Source organism: Bacteroides sp. 214 (genome assembly GCF_010501015.1).
Lineage (GTDB): Bacteria > Bacteroidota > Bacteroidia > Bacteroidales > Bacteroidaceae > Bacteroides.
In genome coordinates, this window is record NZ_QVML01000021.1 from 1 (window position 1) to 19,505 (window position 19,505).

A 19,505-nucleotide genomic window follows, 5' to 3' on the forward strand; every position below is an offset into this window, starting at 1 on the left:
AACTTAAAAGTTTCACTGTAGCGATGTTGTACGGTTTTATGCATAAATAAGAAAATATTATGCAGCAAAAAGGTGACAACCAAATCCCGTATAAGACATAAAGCAACAACAATACAGTGGTATAAGCGCAACATTTCAGTGGCAAAAAGGCAACAAGATAGTGCTTCAGCCATGAGGAAGGATACTTAAAAAGTTGTCTCGAAGTAGTTTGTGAATACCCTGTGAAGGATAAAAGAGAGGGTCTTCACACGTAAATTTCTATCAGCTAACAAGTTACAGCGTTTTGTGAATGTGAAGACCTATTCCGTAAAACTGCATTTGGAGTGTATCCAAGTATCATTTTGATACTCCAACCTACCAACAACACACTTTCGGATAACTAATGTGGCAAAAATCAGAACTAATGATTTAATGACTGTCGCTTGAAAGAAATTCAATTAGTATGGCATTATCAAGCAATCCTTAAATAGCGCAAAAAAGCTAGAACTTAATTACGGAAAGATTTCTTTATTTGGTTTTTTCTTTTCTATCTTTGTGCTGTTTTTCAGATAGTAAAACATTTTTTCGAACTAAAATAAATCATTATGAAGATTTCACACATTGAGCATTTAGGAATTGCCGTAAAGAGTATTGAAGAAGCTCTTCCATACTATGAAAACGTTTTAGGACTTAAATGCTACAACATTGAGGTTGTTGAAGACCAAAAAGTAAAAACCGCTTTCTTGAAAGTTGGCCAAACAAAGATCGAATTACTCGAAGCGACCAGCCCCGAAAGCACTATCGCCAAATTCATCGAGACTAAAGGACAGGGCGTACATCACATTGCATACGCAATAGAAGATGGTGTAGCCAATGCACTTGCCGAATGCGAAGAAAAAGGCATACGCCTCATCGACAAAGCTCCACGCAAAGGCGCCGAAGGTTTAAGCATCGCGTTCCTTCATCCAAAATCCACAGAAGGTGTATTGACCGAACTGTGCGAGGCGTAAATAAACACACAATTTATTAATTCTTATAAAAACAATATGAGTAACCAACTTGAAAAAGTAAGAGAGCTTATTGACTTACGTACAAAGGCTCGTTTAGGTGGTGGCGAAAAAGCTATTGAGAAACAACATGCAAAAGGCAAATACACCGCTCGCGAGCGTATTGCCATGTTATTAGACGAAGGTAGCTTCGAAGAAATGGATATGTTTGTAGAACACAGATGTACCAACTTCGGACAAGAGAAAAAACATTTCCTCGGAGACGGTGTTGTAACAGGCTACGGTACTATCGACGGAAGATTAGTGTATGTTTTTGCACAAGACTTTACAGTATTCGGCGGTTCTTTGTCCGAAACAATGTCTTTAAAAATATGCAAAGTAATGGACATGGCCATGAAGATGGGTGCTCCATGTATCGGTATCAATGACTCGGGTGGTGCACGTATCCAAGAAGGTATCAACGCATTGGCCGGATACGCAGAAATATTCCAACGCAACATCATGGCATCGGGTGTTATTCCTCAAATATCAGGAATCTTTGGTCCTTGTGCAGGTGGAGCTGTTTATTCACCAGCATTGACCGACTTCACGTTGATGACCGAAGGTACGTCATATATGTTCCTTACTGGTCCTAAGGTGGTAAAAACTGTTACCGGTGAAGATGTTACCCAAGAAGAATTGGGTGGTGCATCTGTACACGCCAGCAAATCGGGAGTTACACACTTCACTGCTGCCTCAGAAGAAGAAGGATTAAATACAATTCGCAGACTACTCAGCTTCTTGCCACAAAACAACTTGGAAGAAGCTCCGTTGGTAACTTGTACTGACCCAATCGACCGTATCGAAGATTCTTTGAATGACATCGTACCCGATAGTCCTAATAAGCCATACGACATGTATGAAGTTATTGGTGCTATTGTAGATAATGGCGAATTCCTCGAAGTACAACAAGATTACGCAAAGAATATCATCATCGGTTTTGCCCGTTTCAACGGACAATCGGTAGGTGTTGTGGCTAATCAGCCCAAATTCTTGGCAGGTGTACTCGATAGCAACGCTTCTCGTAAGGGTGCTCGTTTCGTACGTTTCTGCGACGCGTTTAATATTCCGTTGGTAACGTTGGTAGATGTTCCGGGATTCCTTCCGGGAACAGGACAAGAATATAATGGTGTTATTCTTCATGGTGCTAAATTACTTTACGCATACGGCGAAGCTACTGTTCCAAAAGTAACAGTTACACTACGTAAGTCGTACGGTGGTTCGCACATCGTAATGAGCTGTAAGCAACTTCGTGGCGATATGAACTACGCATGGCCAACTTCCGAAATCGCTGTAATGGGTGGTGCGGGTGCCGTAGAAGTATTGTATGCCAAAGGAGCTGCAGAAGCCGCAGACCCTGCTGCTTTCATGGCCGAAAAGGAAGCAGAATATACCAAGTTGTTTGCTAACCCATACAATGCCGCTAAGTACGGTTACATCGACGATGTAATTGAACCAAGAAACACACGTTTCCGTGTTATACGCGCATTACAACAATTGCAAACCAAGAAATTGTTGAACCCGTCTAAGAAACACGGTAATATTCCATTATAAATTCAAAGAAGTATGAATAAAAAAAGATTTGGGATATTAGTTGTGTTAATGGCAGCTTTTTGTCTGAATATGCAGGCACAAAGCGCTACAAGCCTTCGTATCAACGAAGTGTTGATAGTTAACGAAACAAACTTTCAAGACGACTATGGAGTGCACAGTGCGTGGATTGAAATCTATAACACCTCGTATGCTTCTGTTGACATAAAAGGTTGCTTCCTGACCAACGACGAGAACAACCCAACTATGTATCCGATACCAAAGAGCGATGTTCTGACACTAATCAAACCACGTCAGCACGTTATTTTCTGGGCAGATGGACAACCTTCTCGCGGTACGTTCCATGTAAATTTCACACTGGATCCTACCAAGAAGAACTATATCGCTTTATATGATTCAAACGGCAAAACGCTGATTGATAAAGTTGAAGTTCCGGCAGGGTTGTTGGCCGACCAATCGTACGCACGTATCAAAGACGGACATGGCACATGGGAAACTAAGACCGGTGGTCTTACCGACTATGTAACTCCAAGTACCAACAACATGACTCTTGATAGTAATAAAAAGATAGATAACTTCAAGAAACACGATTCTATTGGTATTGGCATGGCAATAACAGCGATGCTTGTTGTGTTCAGTGGCTTGATTTTGCTTTATGTTATATTCAAGTTTGTTGGAAATACAGCGGTTAGAATGGGTAAACGCAATGCGATGAAAGCACATGGCATTACCGACAAAACCGAAGCCAAAGAGAAAGGGCTTGGTCAACGTTCGGGTGAAGAATTTGCCGCAATCAGTATGGCAATGCACGAATTCCTGAATGACGCTCACGATTATGAAGATATGATTATTACCATCAATAAAGTGAAGCGTACATACTCGCCATGGAGTTCTAAGATTTATACATTGCGCGAAACGCCAAAAAGATAAGAGCCTCTCCCTAACTCTCTCCAGAAGAGAGAGGATAGAGAAAGTATTCAAACAATAAAAAAATGACATTATATTATGAAAGAATATAAATATAAAATCAATGGCAATCCTTACAACGTTGTTATTAAGGATGTAGAAGGCAACTTGGCACAAGTAGAAGTGAACGGTACGCTTTACAAAGTTGAAATGGAAACCCCTCCACCTGCTGCGCCAAAACCAGTAAATCGTCCGGCAGCTGCTCCAAAAACAGCCACAGTTGCAGCTCCTAAAGCCGCAGCCTCCAAAGCTGGTGTAAAGTCTCCGCTTCCAGGTGTTATTCTTGACATTAAAGTAAAAGAAGGAGATGAAGTTAAGAAAGGACAAACTGTTATTATCCTTGAAGCAATGAAGATGGAAAACAACATCAATGCTGACAGAGATGGTAAGATTGCGTCCATTAAGGTAAAAACCGGAGATTCTGTACTCGAAGGTACTGATCTTGTAATTATTGAATAGTTATGGGAGATTTCTTATCGTTTTTAGGAAATAACCTTGCTGATTTCTGGCAATTCACCGGTTTTGCCAATGCTACCGGCGGACACTTTGTCATGATATTGGTTGGTTTGTTTTTTATATACTTAGCAATTGCTAAAGATTTTGAACCGATGCTTCTTATTCCTATCGGCTTTGGTATGCTTGTTGGGAATATTCCTTTCGACTTGGAAGCAGGTCTTAAGATTGGTATTTACGAAGAAGGTTCGGTATTTAATATTTTGTATAGCGGGGTTACCTCCGGATGGTATCCACCATTAATCTTCTTGGGGATTGGGGCTATGACAGACTTCTCTGCACTGATTTCTAACCCTAAGTTGATGTTGATTGGTGCTTCTGCCCAGTTTGGTATCTTTGGTGCATATATCATTGCATTGGCATTAGGTTTCGAGCCTAACCAAGCCGGTGCGATTGGTATCATTGGTGGTGCAGATGGTCCTACGGCTATCTTCCTGTCGTCCAAACTTGCTCCTAATCTAATGGGTGCGATTGCAGTATCTGCCTACTCATACATGGCATTGGTACCGGTAATCCAACCTCCTATCATGCGTTTGTTTACCACAAGTAAAGAAAGAGTTATCCGTATGAAACCTCCCCGTGTGGTATCGCATACAGAAAAGGTTATGTTCCCAATTATTGGTATGTTGCTTACTTGCTTCCTTGTACCTTCCGGTCTTCCGTTGTTGGGTATGTTATTCTTTGGTAACTTGTTGAAAGAAAGTGGTGTAACCCGTCGTTTGGCAAATACAGCAAGCGGACCGCTGATTGATACCATTACGATATTGTTAGGACTAACAGTAGGTGCTTCTACACAAGCCTCTGAGTTCTTGAAGTTAGACTCTATCCTGATTTTCATGTTAGGAGCATTGTCTTTCATTATCGCAACCTCATCAGGCGTATTGTTTGTGAAGTTCTTTAACCTGTTCTTGGGTAAAGACAATAAAATCAATCCGCTTATTGGTAATGCTGGTGTTTCTGCAGTACCCGACTCTGCACGTATCTCTCAAGTAATTGGTTTGGAATATGACCCAACAAATTATTTATTGATGCACGCCATGGGGCCAAATGTAGCTGGTGTAATCGGTTCGGCTGTTGCCGCCGGTATCCTGCTTGGGTTCTTGATGTAAGCAGTTATGTCTATAATATAATAAAGGAGCAGTTCTGCACAGAACTGCTCCTTTATTATATTATACCTGTTTGCGAACCACGCTAAATGTACCCGAAGCCTTACAAACCAACTTTCCTTCACAGTAAATTTCGCATTCACTGAAGTGTACATTTCTACCGGGCTTAACCATATATCCTTTGGCTATCAACTCTTTTCCCCACGTAGCACGCAGAAAAGATGTTTTCAGTTCGGCAGTTAATACATCTTTGTCTTCGGGAGTCATAGTATAGGTTACAAAACCCGCCACTGTATCGGCAAGTGCAGCAAGTACACCTCCATGAATAACACCACTATATTGTCGTTGTTCTTCAAATAATGGCATACGAGCCTCTACCAAACCCTCTTCTACTTTAGTAAATTCTATCTGCAAATGCTTTACATACGGATTACGCGACACACGGTCTATTAGGTTTTCTCTTACTTCAGGAGTCATTGTTCTTTGCTTTATTATGGTTTGCCGGCAAAAGTAGACAAAATTCTTTGAAGTAGCTTATCCCAAGCAAGGAAGAGCAAGGCGTTAATCATTCTTAATTCAACTACGCATTATTCGTAGATATTGTTTTATGTTGCTATATTGCTAACCTATTTAGATAAATAGTACATAAAACAAAGAGACCAAATGAAACAAGCAATCGCATTATTTTGTATTCTACTGTGTGCAAAACTCAGCGCACAAAATGCCATTCAGCCTATCCAAGACAGCATGGCTAACTACGAATTCGAGAAAGCCATCATGCTTATTGAAAAAGAGCAACCCACAGAGCAACTCTTACTACTTAAAGCCAAAGCTTTACGCGGATTGCTTCGTTACGACGAAGCTGTTACAGCCATGCGGCAAGTTGTGAAGAAACAACCCGATAACATCACCTATCTATTTGATCTAGCTGAGTATTGCAAAGTCGCAGGAAGATTGGTCGAAGCTTTAGAATGCTACGAAAATACACTAACACTTAATCCCGAAAATGAATATGCCCAACTGCAGAAAATTTCATTATTACTTTCCATTGAGCGCTATAAACTAGCACATAAAGCCTGCACCGAACTATTGGCAAGAGACACTACCACCGTTGCCCTGCGTCTTATGGCAAATTGTTACGACGGAATGAATAAACTCGACTCCGCAACTGTGTACTACCAAAAAGTTATAGCAAAAAGTCCCGAAGATTATGGTTCGGTAGCACGTTTATCCCGCATATACATCTCAACAGACATGTACAATGAAGCGATTGAATTAACAGAAGATTACCGAATAAATGATACTACAAACATCTACGTAAACCGCCAAAACGCACAAGCCTATTGTCTGAACAAAGAATACAAAACAGCTATTAACCGTTATGAATCACTGGTTGCGCAAGGAGACGAAAGTAATATGACCAACTTCTACTTAGGTATTAGCTATTTTGCCGACGACTGCTTCTATGATGCTTATGATTACTTTGAAAAATGTCTGAAACAAACTCCCGAAAGCGCCAATGTACTCTATTATCAAGGAAGGGCTTGTGCCAACACCTTCCGTGCTAAAGAGGGACTTCGACACCTGCAGGAAGCATTTAAACAGACTATTCCATCTAACGAAACAGTAGGGAAACTACATGCTGCAATGGCAGAATGTTATTCAAAACTGCCTGACTGGACAAAATTCATAGCTTCGCTTACTACTCAGTTAGAACTGGAACCCGATAAAATATATAACTATTATCGCATAGGGGCAGCCTATCAAGATGGGCTAAAGGATCTCGACAATGCCGAAAAATACATCACCCGCTACATGAACTTATACGTAAAAAAGCACGAAGAGGACGCCAAGTTATCGGGAAGTGTACTCCTTGCCGAAGAAAATACCGCCTACAAAGCTGCTGCAAGAAGGCTGGAAAGAATAAAAAAAGAGAAGTTCTGGCAGAAGGGAACAGACGCAGAAACACAAACACCCAGTACAGTTATTGAATAAAAAGGGACCAACTCTATTGAGGAATTTAGTAATCAGGAAAGCGAACCTCATTCTTTTCTAAAAAGAACATTGTTTTAGAGAAGAGTGAGGTTCGCTTTCAATTATTATGGAGTTCAGAAATAATTATAAAACTTTTTGCAACTTTTTTCTCGCCCACCCGTCTAACTTATAAACAACAAATAAAAACAACGTAATGCACGAGCTAAAAGAATTTAAGCATACAATTCTCCCCTTACGCGACAAGCTGTTTCGTATAGCACTACGCATTACGTGCAACCGGGAAGAAGCGGAGGATATTGTTCAGGATGTGATGCTGAAAATGTGGCAAATGAAAGAACAGTGGAATACGATTCAAAGCAAAGAAGCTTATTGCTGCATGATGACGCGGAACTTATCCTTTAGTAGGCTGGCACTGAAAGATAATCAAACAGAGAATGTAGAAATAGAGCTGCCTTACGCAACGCATGAATCCTCCCCGCTACAAATACTGGAGAAGGTGGAAGAGAGAGAATTGCTACGGAAGTTTATTGGAAAGTTACCCGAAAAAGAAAAAGCGTCGATGGAGTTGCGAGACTTGGAGGGAATGAATTATAAAGAAATCTCCGAAACACTTCAGCTTACAGAATCGCAAGTGAAGACTCACCTCTTCCGAGGGCGAAAGAAAATAAAAGAATGGTTTCAGCATGTAATATAATAAGGAGAAAAAAGATGAAAAATAAAGATACATATATCTGCAGAATAGAGGAGCTTTTAAACAGGTACTGGGTGTGCGAAACAAGCCTCGAAGAAGAAGAAGAACTGCGCGCGTTCTTCCATACCGGAGACGTACCCAAACACCTTGCTGTGTACAAAGAACTCTTTGAACTTCAGTTGGAAGAAGCGACACCCGCACTTACCGACGAATTTGATGCACGTGTGCTTTCTCTCATACAAGAGGAGAAAGAAACACCGAGAAGATTCAACATGTTTGTGCCCTACTTGCGCGTAGCAGCTTCCATCTTACTGATAATTGGATTAACCTTTTCCATTCATTTGTACAATCGTCCGGACAACTTACTGACAAGTGTTGATACCTACAACACACCCGAAGAAGCATTGGTAGAAATCCAAAAAATACTTTATGGTGTGAGTGGGCAAATGGAAAAAGGAACAGACCTACTATCGGAAAAGATGAAGAAAACAGATAGCGTTCTACAAATTTTCAAACAAAACGATTAAAAAAACAACAAATATGAAAAAGATTGGATTAATAGTAGTAGCCATGATGCTATGGGGAGTAGCCTCCTCGCAGGAGTTTGTAAATGACTTCCAGAAAGACTTCGGAAAAGAAGCAGGATTCTCGGTGGTAAGCATCTCTCCAAAGATGTTCCAGTTGGTAGCCTCCATAAGCGACGACACCGAAGAGGTAAATATCATTAAAAACCTCACAGGGTTGAAACTTCTATCGACAGAGAAGAACTGCGATAAACTCTACAAAGAAGCGCTGAAACGGTTGAATGCGTCAGGACTCGAAGAATTGATAACCGTAGAAGATAGTGAAGACAACGTGAAGATTTACATAAAAGAAGAAGGAAAACACATCAGCTCGTTGGTTATCCTTACAACAGATACCAGCGACTTTACCCTCATTGAAATCATCGGGAAAATAGACCTCAAAGAAATTGCATCGCTATCCAAAACATTGAATATTGAGCAGTTAGACAATCTTAACCACATTAAAGAATAGAACACCATGAAGAATATCATCTGTATAATAGGTTTTGCACTCGTTTGCCTTTTTACATCAACGGCAAGTGCACAAAAATTTGAAGACATCTACAAGAAGTATAAAAAAGAAGAAAATGTTACCTCTGTGCGGGTAAATAAATTAGGACTCATGTTACTCTCTTTGTTTGGAGGAGAGGATGACGAGGAAGGAAAACAATTCCTGAAGAAAAGCTCTGGTATACGCATTTTAATCTCCGAAGACTCTACGAACAAAGATATGGAGGAAGACATCTATAAATTTATTAAAAGGAGTAACTTGGAACAACTTATAGAGATTACCGAAACAGGCGATGGAGAAAATGTGGAGGTATACATCCGCGAAAAAGGTGATACAATCCATGAGCTACTCATCTTGGTTAAAGATGAATCAGATCAAGTAGCTATACACGTTACCGGGAAATATCCGCTCTCTGTTATCAGAGATATGATAGCAAGCAAGAACGGATTTCCCATCAAAGGTTAGTGCAGCGTTATTTTATAAACACCTCGTACAGTGCGTTTATTACATCCGATTGTATTGACAAGAATTTGTTTTCTCCCCGTTTTGGCGGACAACCGTTTGTCATCATCACAAATCCAAACTTTTTCTCCGGTTCAAAGAACATCGCGCTATATAATCCATAGGCGGATCCGGTATGTCCTTTCATCACTTCGCCCGGAATTAGTCGGTCGGTAGTCTGTATAGAGAGTCCATAGTCAAAAACTTTTTCACCATACATATAGGGTGTTTGCATAGTAGTTACACTGGGTTCATTCAAGATGGTCACACCATTGAATGAGCCCTTGTTTATCTGAATAAGCATGTGTTTGGCAAGATCTTTGGGTGCAATCTTCATGCCGCCAGTGGGAGAAAAGACAGTGGTAGTACGCCCCATAGTATAATCGGCAAGCGCTTCGGAACGACTACTGTACGCATCGGGTGAGTAGATGAAGCTTCCTTGTTCATAATTATAAAGCGACACAAACTGCTTGGCGTCCAATTCATCGACATTGAAGCCGGCATTAACACCGAGGGGATCGAGAATATGCGCTTTGATATACTTGTCGAAACGTTCGCCGGAGTGAATCTCAACCAAAGCACCAAGCATATTATAACCCAAGTTACAATACTCATATACAGAGCCTGGAATTGTTTCGTTATAAACTTTCTTGTAATCTTCGGGAGAAGCAACGGGGTCAATTACATCAAACGTGAAATAGCCCATTTTATCGCTAAGACTCGACGTGTGCGAAAGCAGCATCCGATACGTAATGGACACATCAGGATAATGGGGGTTGCGAACAAGTATGCCGAAAGCATCGGACACATCGTCATCGAGATTAAACTTGCCCGCCTCGTTGAGCTGCATAATAGCCGTTCCTGTAAAGGTCTTCGAAATAGAGGCAATTCTAAAGATATCGTCGGAAGAGAGCAAAATACTATCTACCAAGCTCTTGTAACCAAATGCACCGGTATAAACAATTTGATTGTCTTTAACTACCGCAACCGAAAGCCCCACAGCATTGAGATTTGTTATTGCCTCTTGCATCAACTTGTCTGCTTGTTTCTTTTGTGAAGGAGCACAAGAGAACAACACACTACACATAAGTGCTAAGCTTATAAAAAAGCCGGACTTCTTGATAACTGTTTTTTTCATACAAATATTATTTTAGGTGAGATTGATTATGAACTTTACAAAAATATGAATTTTAATTTATTTTCCTTTGTATTCCTGTGGACTTACCCCATACTTTGCTTTAAATATCTTTCCAAAGTGTTTCGTATCCGATATTCCAATCATCGACGAAACCTCTTTTACCATATACTTGCCCGAGAGTAGTAGTTGCGCAGCCTTTCGCATCTTTATATCGCGAATAAAATCGAAAGGAGGGAGCCCCGTCAAGCTCTTTATTTTATTGGAGAATACCGAACGACTCATATTAAGTTCCACACTCAGGTGGTCTATGGTAAATTCGCTTTCGTCCAAATGGGCTTCAATGGTATCTATCGTTTTCTTTATAAATGCTTCGTCTTGAGACGAGACCGCAAATTGTGTCACCGCGGCATCAGGTGCAGCATCTATACGGGCACGATAGGCTTCTTGCAGACGTTTGCGTTGTTCGAGCAGGTTATTAATCCGAGCACGAAAATACTGCACACTGAAAGGTTTTGTAATATAATCATCAGCACCCGATATCAGTCCTTCCAATTTACTTTCTATAGCGGTTTTAGCCGTAAGTAATATCACCGGGATATGACTGGTGTTGATGTTGTTCTTCAACCGTTTCAGAAGTTCTATACCATCCATATTGGGCATCATTATATCACTCACTATAAAATCGGGAGCTTCGGCTTCCGCCTTTTCCAACCCATCCAATCCATCCTCGGCTTCAAAAACAGTATAATCTTGCTCAAGGATAGTTTTAATAAACCGTCGCAATTCGGTATTATCCTCAATGACAAGGATAGAATGTTCTTTCTCTAACGACTTGTGTGGTGCGGCTGTGTCCGCATCAGAGGCGGCAACGACTTCGGGTTGTTCGCCCATCCAATCGGCAGATGTAGCGGCAATAAGTTCTACCTCTTTTCCAAAATGAGCTGTTCCTTTAAGGAATATCAAAGTAAAGGTAGTACCCGAATTTACTTCGCTTTCAAGTTGTACCTTGCCACCATGCTTGTTCATCAAATCGTTTACGATAGAAAGACCAATGCCTGTACTTGGTTTGGTCGGATCTTCATTGAATGATGTAAAGCGGGTAAATATTCGTTTCTGTTTTTCTTTTGATATGCCGCATCCTTCATCTTTAACTTCTACAAGCAGTTGTTTCTCCTCATTACGTATGGTTACGTTAATACTTTTACCGTTGGGAGTGTATTTAAATGCATTAGAGAGGATATTCATCATTATTATCTCGAGCGATTCGGGTGCTATCCATATCTTTTGCGATTCTGAAAAATCGCTTACAGCAAAGTTCATACGATGTCTTTGTGCTATCTCGTTGAAATTATTGCAGATAGTTTTGATGTGTGATCCAACACATATCTCTTTCACTTGTAGTTTGGATTGTTGTATCTTGCGTAGGTCAAGCACCTGATTGACCAGCCTCAGCATACGATTGGTGTTTTGCGAGATGGAGCTCAACTGTTCTTTTACCTTTTCGGACACATCCTTTTCTGCCAACAGATAATCTACAGGAGCAGATATCATGGTAAGAGGGGTGCGTATCTCATGAGATATGTCGGTAAAGAAACGTAGCTTCATCTCCGAAAGGTATTTCTCTATTTCCATCTTTTTCCGCAAGCGGTAAAAGGTAAAGAGAATGCGCACAACACCATAAATAGCCGCAAAAAACAGCAACACATAGAGTACAAAAGCCCACGTTGTTGCCCAAAAAGGAGGAAGAACTTCTACAGAAAGTCTTCGTTCGTTGGACACCCACACCCCTTCGCTGTTTGTTGATTTCACCCTGAATGTATAGTTGCCTTTCGGAATATTGGTGTAGTTGGCTATGCGCGCTTTTTGTGCATAAACCCAGTCGCTATCAAAACCCTCGAGCATATAGGCATAAAGAATATTATTGGTATGAATAAAGTCGAGCGCGGCATATTCAATGCTAAACGAGTTTTGATTGTGGGCAAGTGTCAACCCGGCTACATCATCAATATTCTTTTGAAGAGGCGAATTCTTCTCTCCTATCGTAACCGATTGATTGTGTAACCTAAAATCCGACAAAGCTATGTAAGGGGCAAAATTAGTGCTCTTTATTTCTTCGGGAGAGAAATAGAGTAACCCACCAGAAAATCCGAACACCAAATCACCATTTTCAAGGCTACAGGTAGATGCCTCTGAGAAGCTATTTTTGGACATCAGCTTTTTAATCTCGGCAAAGGTTTCAATCTCTTCTTTTACAGGGTCAAACTTTGAAAGGTTATTCTCCATACTAACCCACAGTTTTCCGCTTCTATCTTCTGCAATAGCCAGACAAACATCCGAGGGGAATCCTTCGTGTACTGTATAAGATTGAAACGCAACGGGAAATCCCTCGGCATCATAGTGCACAACCTTGTTTATACCGCCTCCAAAGGTTGCCAGAAACATTTCACCATTTGCAGTGTTGCAGATTCCATGAATATCGTTATTACCTAAACTTTCCGAATTACCCGGAGTACGTGTATAGTGTTTATATTCTATATTATCGGGAGTATCGAAGCGGCTTTGAAACATAATAAGCCCCATAGTGGTACCGATACAGATATTGCCGAATTTGTTTTCGGATATGTAGCGCACACGTGCCCCGGCATCTATCGGGTAGTTTTTCAAATTATTTTTATGATTGATAAAATACGTTTTACCATCTGCCGCTGTTCTTACCAAATTCAATCCGCCGCCATACGTTCCTATCCAGATGTTTTGGTTTGAGTCTTGAAAGATACTGTAAACAACATCCTCGCTAATGCTGTAAATGTTACCGGCATCTTTCTTAAAATGCTCTACAACATAGTGGTTAGGGTTATGGGTAGGGGTTAATTTGAAAAGTCCATCCGTTCGGGTACCCAACCATATATTATTCTCATCGTCTTGAAATAACGTATATACAATACCTTCAAAAGGTTGTTTCTGACCAATAGTACCGTTTTGAGAGAAATAGCCGAGCAAGTGGTAGTGGTCGTCGTAAATAGCCAGCCGCTGGTCTTTGGTGGCTACCCACAAACGGCGGTGACAGTCTTGCAATACCGCTCTTACTTCGTTGGCTATGGGTGTATTGTCTTTTGGATTGGGGATGATGGTTTTGAATCTATTGTTGTTGAAGGTAGCCTTTTCCAAGCCGTGTGTGCGCGTACAGAACCAAAGATTGCCCTGCTTATCCGAATAGAGCGAGTGCAAGATATTAGAGAAACGCCACTCGGAGGATGCCACATTGTTATGAAACGGTACAAGTTTATCGGTTTCCTCGTCGTAGAACGAAAACCCACCACCACGCGGATGTATCCAAAGCTGTCCATGAATATCTTGAACTATATCCGAAGCGGGTGGTATGGCTTTGATAGAGGGGTCGTTTATATCTACCACGTAGTAGCTTATCTTTTTTGTTTCTCTATCGAACTGATAGATACCTATCTCTTCTGTTTCGAACCAGAAACGTTGCTTGTTATCGAGCAGTAGCATACGTATTTTGTTATCTTTCAGCTTAGCAACAGTGGTGGTATTATAGTGGTCGAAAGAGTTATCGGAGAGCCTGCAGACAAAAAAGCCATCGGTTTCGGTGGTTATGAGTATTTCATCAGCGGTAAGTTGTAGAAACGCCGTTAGGTTGGCATCGGTAGGAACTTGCAGCAGATTAAACTTCTCCAAAGCTTTGTCATACTCCCATATCCGCCCTTTGTTGGAAGCGAAGAGTATTTTGTCGGACAGCTCTGTGGCTGCAAAAAAACTCTGAATACCATTACCTGTAGTATTCTCGAAGAAGTAAGAAGTTGGTATTGTTTCATCCTTACGAAGAAGGCTTAGCCCGTTGTTGGTAAGTATCCATACCTGTTGGTTCTTGTCTTCAAACACGCTCTGCACATGGTTGCTTTTCAGTCTGCCATTATCTTTGTTGTACACCTCCACAGTAAAAGTAGAATCGTTTACGCAGACGCATCCGTTTTCATTTGACACTAACCATATATTGCCCGAAGCGAACATCTTGATATTCGACAGTTTGAATGTAGGGTAGAGATTTTGTAACTCTTCTATCTCTACAAATGTCTCTGTGTACGGACTGAAACAGTGTGCCTCATTACCATAGGTATGAAGCCACATATTGCCCCGTCTATCTTCCGAGATGTGACGAATGCGGTTACTCTCCATTTGATACAAATCGCCCGCACGTACTTTGAAGTTACGAAATGTATTGCCATCGAACTTAGAAAAACCGTCCCACGTAGCAAACCACATAAAGCCTTTGTGATCTTGCAAGATGTCGGTAACTATAAATTGTGGCAATCCGTCTTCGGTAGAGTAATGCTCGAAGTAACAAGTGGGTTGCGCTACCGTGTGGGTTACAAAGAACGCAAAGGAAAGGATAAGGATGAGTTTTATGTTTTTCATAAACGTAGCTATGACACGTTAATATACAAATATAGTGTTTTTGACAGATAATGTCACTTGAATTGAGATATTATAAACAATTTGTCAGCTTCAGGGCTTCTACCTCTGTTCTTCTTACCCTAAAGAATCCCTGCCAGAAGGCTTGTGAGGCAGATTAGTATTTTAATGAAGGGCAAGAAACAGCCCTAAAGTCAACGAAATTCCAGCTTCAATTTCATCTGCCTATGGCTCATTACCCATCTGCTTATGGCTCACTACCCATCTGCCTATGGATCTTTGCCCATCTGCTTATGGATGAATCATCATTATTCAGTGCATTAGGAGTGATAAACCAGTGTTTTACACCTCGTTTGTCACTGTTTTGCTACTCTTTTCTCTGTGATTTTTGTTCAATCTCCCACTTTTTGGGAAAAAGGAAGACAAAACGCAAGCTTTCTCTTCCCTTTCACCTTCACCCACAAACAATCGTTTTGATTTCAATCAAGAAGTTTTCAAAACATTTTATCAAACAAAGAGTCGTTATTAAATAAAACCACCTCATTTTTAGCAATACCGTTGACTTTTTGAATTTACCAAATCGCCGTGGCTGCGTTTTTTTGAACCAGCGCGGAGCGTAGGCTCTATTTTCGCAACCACGACGAGTTATCAATTTGTCAATTTGATAGTTTATATACTTCTACCTTCATGCTGGCAGATCAATAAAATACGCTTTCCAACAATCTATTTATTTAATCATCACTTTATCTCCAAAACCTTTGCCGGAACTTAGGTTTGTTACCCTAACGATGTACATACCCGCTGGATATGACGATGCATCAACGCGTACTTCATCTGTCACAAAGCTTTCGGAGTGAACTTCTTTACCCATCAGGTCAAGAATCGCTAATTTGTAGGTCGCACCTGCTTCGGCTCCATTTAGCAAGCGCACGTAGAAGTGGTCGGTTGCCGGACGAGGATAAACCAACAGTGGACGTATGGTTATTTTTTCTTCTACCATCGGCACTTCCTCAATACCAGTCTGCTCATCTACTTCGAAGCAACCCAAATCGGGTTTTTCGCCAAGGAAAGTAAGCCCTTCCACGATTGTACCTGCGTCAATTAGCTTCATGTTTCCCGCACGCGGTTTCATGAAATTCAGGTTGGGTAAGCTACCATCGGCCTGTCGTGGTCCACGCACACCTGTTGTGTCGGTGTTAACGTAGTCGCTTGCCGAGGTAAGGAAGTCGCAAGTGGTGCGCACACCTTCCATTAATCGCAAAGGAGTAGTGGTTGATTTACTTGCTTCGGGCACACCATCCCACACCGCTACACAGTTGGTAAGTGTCAGTTGCTTACCCGGAGCAAGGATATCTTCATCTATTTTGTAGGTAAAGTGATTCTTGTTGGCTAAGTATTTGTTCGAGAACCCGGTACAGTTGAGCAAGTACATATCGCCTGTGTTATGGTTCTGGTCGAAGCCTTTCATCAGGTTATCGAAAGCAAGACAACGAATCATAATCGCATTGTGTCTACGGTCGTTATTACCACTTCCGCCCAGCTTAAATCCATTGCCATTACCTTTACTTTCGCTTCCGTCGGCAAGGAAACCGTTGTTGAAAGCCCAGCAGTTTTCGTAGATGGTAGTCATATCATCGTCGAAACCTTCTTTTGCATCATAGAGGATGCCATCCCAACCATCGTCGGAATTGTTCCAAGCGCGACAACCATAGAAGTAATTGCCTGTTCCCACTGATAGTTTCGGAGCAAATCCATCGGCATTACCATCTTCGGCATCGCGGTTATGATAAGAGTCGCAGTTGATAACCCGATTATACTCCGCCATGTTTTTCATTTGCAAGCCGGTATCTTTATTATCGTAGAAACTGCAAAACTCTATTACATTGTGGTGTCCTTCTTGTGTATTGTTCTTGATATCCTGATAAGTGCCGCCCGAAGGTTTGTTACGCTCTATCAACAATCCATTGTCGCCAGCTCCTTTTATATCCAGTCCATACATATACCAATAACTACCTGTAAGGCGAATGCCTTGATTGTTAGGGTCGAGAACCATAGAAGAAAAGTCGAGCAAGGCGCGTTCGCCATTGCGAGTTCCCAGATAAATTGTTCCACCGTCGGCTTCGCCAACAGTACGGATGTTTATTCTTAGAGCATACTTATATGTTCCGCCCAGCATATAAATGGTATCTCCAGCGGCAACAAGGTCTACCGCCTTTTGCAAATCAAAGAATGGCTTCTCGATACTGCCATCTGCCGTAGCATCATTACCTTGTGGAGAAATATACAAAACGGTGGCTGCGGCAGTGGTTATTGTTGCTACATTGCCATAAGCTGTACCTGCACTGTTGGTTACGTAAGCACGTACATAATAGGTGGTATTGCTTTGAAGATTACCTATGGAGTCGGTAAACAGTCCATCGGTTAGTGTAGCTGTGGTTTTGGCATCTTCAACAGTGGGATTTCCGGTGGTGTTCCAACAAAGTCCACATACCACAGGAGCATTACCAGTACTTGTTACTACTCCTCCCCCTTTTATCTTGTAAGAAGTTGCGCCAGTAATTGCCGAAGTAGTAACAGCAGGAAGTTCCACACTGCCTGTTGTAAATGTTAGCGTATTTCCATAACCAACACCTGCTTCGTTTTGCGCATAAGCACGATAATAGTAAACTGTATTGGGAGTTAATCCGGAAAGCAAACTCGTGAAACTGCTTGTCACTGCTTCCTCAACCGTTTTATGGTTATTGTTAGTTGGTTCGGCTTGTGTACTCCAACAAATACCCTTGCTGAGTATCTGCGCACCACCTGCGTCTGTTACCTCACCACCAGCAATAGCTGTTTCGGCAGTAATGGCTGATGCTGCTACAGTAGTTAAAACGGGGATTGTTGCAGGATCTGTTGTGAACGAAACCTCATTGCCATATCCTGTACCCGAACGACTGGTTGCATATGCGCGTACATAGATTTTTCTTCCGGCAGGTAAACCTGTAAGCCCAAGCGAGAAACCTCCTGTGGTACCTTCGGCAACTACTTTGTTATCGGCAATAAGCGGAGAAGTATTGGTGCCCCAACACAAGCCTCTTTCCACTACACTTTTTGTTCCTTCGGACACCACCTCACCACCTACGGTGGCTGTGGTTTTGGCTACAGCAGTTGCCGCACCTGTAGTAACAACAGGCACATCGCCCATCGGGAAGACAGCAACGCTAAGGTTGTCGATATCAGCATCACTCCCACTCTCGTTTGCTATTTTTATTCGATTTATTGTGCCACTATTCACAGTCACCACATTCGAAACTACTTTCACTGTAGTAACAGTGGTTAATGTATTCCAAGTGCCTCCTCCATCGGTAGAGGTATATATGGTAAGCTTACGATCACCACGTCCTTCATAGAACGATAAATAGCTTACACCATCTTCCAACAAAGGAGTTACTACATACGAACCGTTTTTCACCAAGCGAAGATTGCTTGCCGAACCGTCTTGTATATACGCGGCATTGGTAGTTCTATAAGCTCCTTTGTAGAGCCAAGTACCTTGTCCCGGCACATCAAAAGAGACTTCTGTTTCCGGATTTGATGATGGGAAGATAGCTGAATTATTGAAGTCGTGTAACCAATACTGCACGGGGGCATCGCCCGAACGAGTGCTAAAAGCCAACTCTTCGCTATAAGCACTACCTTTGCTTGTGGTAGCATAAGCTTTTACGTAATAGGTAGCGCCGGGAGTTAAGCCCGATAGAGTGGCGCTAAAATCGCCAACAGCACCATCCACCACTACTTTAGAATCTGTAACATCCGGCTTTTCGGTAGTGCTGTAACAAAATCCACGCTCTATAATCTCGTCACTACCCGCATTTGCGATGCTTCCGCTTACAGTTGCCGCAGTTTGCGAAATATCACTTGCGTTACCAATTGTAGCTGTGACTCCTGCCGATCCTGCACTGGTTATTAGAATATCGTCCAGATAAACGCCGCCATTGGAGTTTGTGCTAAAAGTAATGTAACGTACTGCAGGGTCGTTTATTTCTACTCTGCGTAAAGTCCATTCGGAGGTTACACTGTAAGTTTCTATGGCTGCGCTCCAGTTTACCTTATCGGTAGAGGTATGTACAGTAATGGTTCGCCCACCACCCGTTGGTCTATTAGCATAATAAGTAAGTACCCCTGCTCCGTTCTCCAGAATTGGAGAAGTCAAGGCATTGGTTTTAGTAGCACAAATAAGACTGTATGTACCACCCGAAGCATAAGCATTTGTTTGAATATTGTTTTTGGCTACTGTCCATGTACCCGTTGAGGCAGCAATGGCATTGGAAGAACTTGAAGCCGTACTCCATACACTTTCCTCAAAGCTTTCGGTTTGGTAAGTGTAAGATTGCGCGGTTACTAATTGCGACAAGAAAAGGAAAGCACACACGAGCATACTCGTAAGCTTTCGACTGGAGAAGATGTGTTTCATTATGGGTATCGTTTAAAAGTTTTAATGTTGCAAATATAAACGACATACAGTTAACAAA

At 41.7% G+C, this 19,505-nt stretch carries 14 protein-coding genes; 10 read left to right on the top strand and 4 right to left on the bottom strand.

The genetic code is table 11. The annotated features are described in order from the left end of the window. The first annotated feature begins 584 nt into the window (after nt 1-584). The 5 genes from mce (at nt 585) to D0T50_RS12545 (ending at nt 5,164) form a co-directional block, all read left to right on the top strand. Complete coding sequence (gene mce, locus D0T50_RS12525; RefSeq protein ID WP_163223874.1) at nt 585-989, top strand: methylmalonyl-CoA epimerase; 405 nt, start codon at nt 585-587, stop codon at nt 987-989. A 36-nt stretch (nt 990-1,025) separates the two neighbouring features. Continuing rightward, a complete protein-coding gene (locus tag D0T50_RS12530; protein WP_163223875.1) occupies nt 1,026-2,579 on the top strand; it encodes an acyl-CoA carboxylase subunit beta in 1,554 nt (517 codons plus the stop codon). 12 nt (nt 2,580-2,591) lie between these two features. Next, the gene (locus tag D0T50_RS12535) at nt 2,592-3,506 is read left to right on the top strand and encodes an OadG family transporter subunit (RefSeq protein WP_163223876.1); all 915 of its coding nucleotides are present in this window, start codon (nt 2,592-2,594) and stop codon (nt 3,504-3,506) included. A gap of 75 nt (nt 3,507-3,581) precedes the next feature. After that, on the top strand, nt 3,582-4,001 hold the full coding sequence (locus D0T50_RS12540) for a biotin/lipoyl-containing protein (protein ID WP_163223877.1): 420 nt from the start codon (nt 3,582-3,584) through the stop codon (nt 3,999-4,001). 2 nt (nt 4,002-4,003) lie between these two features. Next, on the top strand, nt 4,004-5,164 hold the full coding sequence (locus D0T50_RS12545; RefSeq protein WP_163223878.1) for a sodium ion-translocating decarboxylase subunit beta: 1,161 nt from the start codon (nt 4,004-4,006) through the stop codon (nt 5,162-5,164). A 60-nt stretch (nt 5,165-5,224) separates the two neighbouring features. Here the strand turns inward: D0T50_RS12545 and D0T50_RS12550 are convergent, their stop codons facing one another. Next, nucleotides 5,225-5,638 carry a PaaI family thioesterase gene (locus D0T50_RS12550; RefSeq protein ID WP_163223879.1) on the bottom strand — a complete coding sequence of 138 codons (414 nt, stop codon included), beginning with the start codon at nt 5,636-5,638 and terminating at the stop codon, nt 5,225-5,227. Between the two features lie 186 nt (nt 5,639-5,824). On the opposite strand from D0T50_RS12550, the gene D0T50_RS12555 reads away from it, so the two are divergent. The 5 genes from D0T50_RS12555 (at nt 5,825) to D0T50_RS12575 (ending at nt 9,386) form a co-directional block, all read left to right on the top strand. Further along, complete coding sequence (locus D0T50_RS12555) at nt 5,825-7,156, top strand: tetratricopeptide repeat protein (protein ID WP_163223880.1); 1,332 nt, start codon at nt 5,825-5,827, stop codon at nt 7,154-7,156. Between the two features lie 193 nt (nt 7,157-7,349). After that, on the top strand, nt 7,350-7,850 hold the full coding sequence (locus tag D0T50_RS12560) for an RNA polymerase sigma factor (RefSeq protein WP_163223881.1): 501 nt from the start codon (nt 7,350-7,352) through the stop codon (nt 7,848-7,850). A gap of 14 nt (nt 7,851-7,864) precedes the next feature. After that, nucleotides 7,865-8,374 (top strand): hypothetical protein, encoded by a 510-nt coding sequence (locus D0T50_RS12565; protein WP_163223882.1) that lies wholly within the window; start codon nt 7,865-7,867, stop codon nt 8,372-8,374. A 13-nt stretch (nt 8,375-8,387) separates the two neighbouring features. Continuing rightward, complete coding sequence (locus D0T50_RS12570; RefSeq protein ID WP_163223883.1) at nt 8,388-8,882, top strand: DUF4252 domain-containing protein; 495 nt, start codon at nt 8,388-8,390, stop codon at nt 8,880-8,882. 6 nt (nt 8,883-8,888) lie between these two features. Continuing rightward, nucleotides 8,889-9,386 (top strand): DUF4252 domain-containing protein, encoded by a 498-nt coding sequence (locus D0T50_RS12575; protein ID WP_163223884.1) that lies wholly within the window; start codon nt 8,889-8,891, stop codon nt 9,384-9,386. Nucleotides 9,387-9,393: 7 nt separating this feature from the next. Here the strand turns inward: D0T50_RS12575 and D0T50_RS12580 are convergent, their stop codons facing one another. The 3 genes from D0T50_RS12580 to D0T50_RS12590 all read right to left on the bottom strand — a co-directional run bounded on the left by D0T50_RS12580 (nt 9,394) and on the right by D0T50_RS12590 (nt 19,447). Continuing rightward, nucleotides 9,394-10,560: a serine hydrolase gene (locus D0T50_RS12580; protein ID WP_163223885.1), complete on the bottom strand. Its 1,167-nt coding sequence runs from the start codon at nt 10,558-10,560 to the stop codon at nt 9,394-9,396. A gap of 57 nt (nt 10,561-10,617) precedes the next feature. Further along, nucleotides 10,618-14,994, bottom strand: coding sequence for a two-component regulator propeller domain-containing protein (locus D0T50_RS12585; protein ID WP_163223886.1), 4,377 nt, complete (start codon nt 14,992-14,994; stop codon nt 10,618-10,620). Between the two features lie 724 nt (nt 14,995-15,718). Next, nucleotides 15,719-19,447, bottom strand: coding sequence for a T9SS type A sorting domain-containing protein (locus tag D0T50_RS12590; protein ID WP_163223887.1), 3,729 nt, complete (start codon nt 19,445-19,447; stop codon nt 15,719-15,721). Nucleotides 19,448-19,505: the final 58 nt, after the last annotated feature.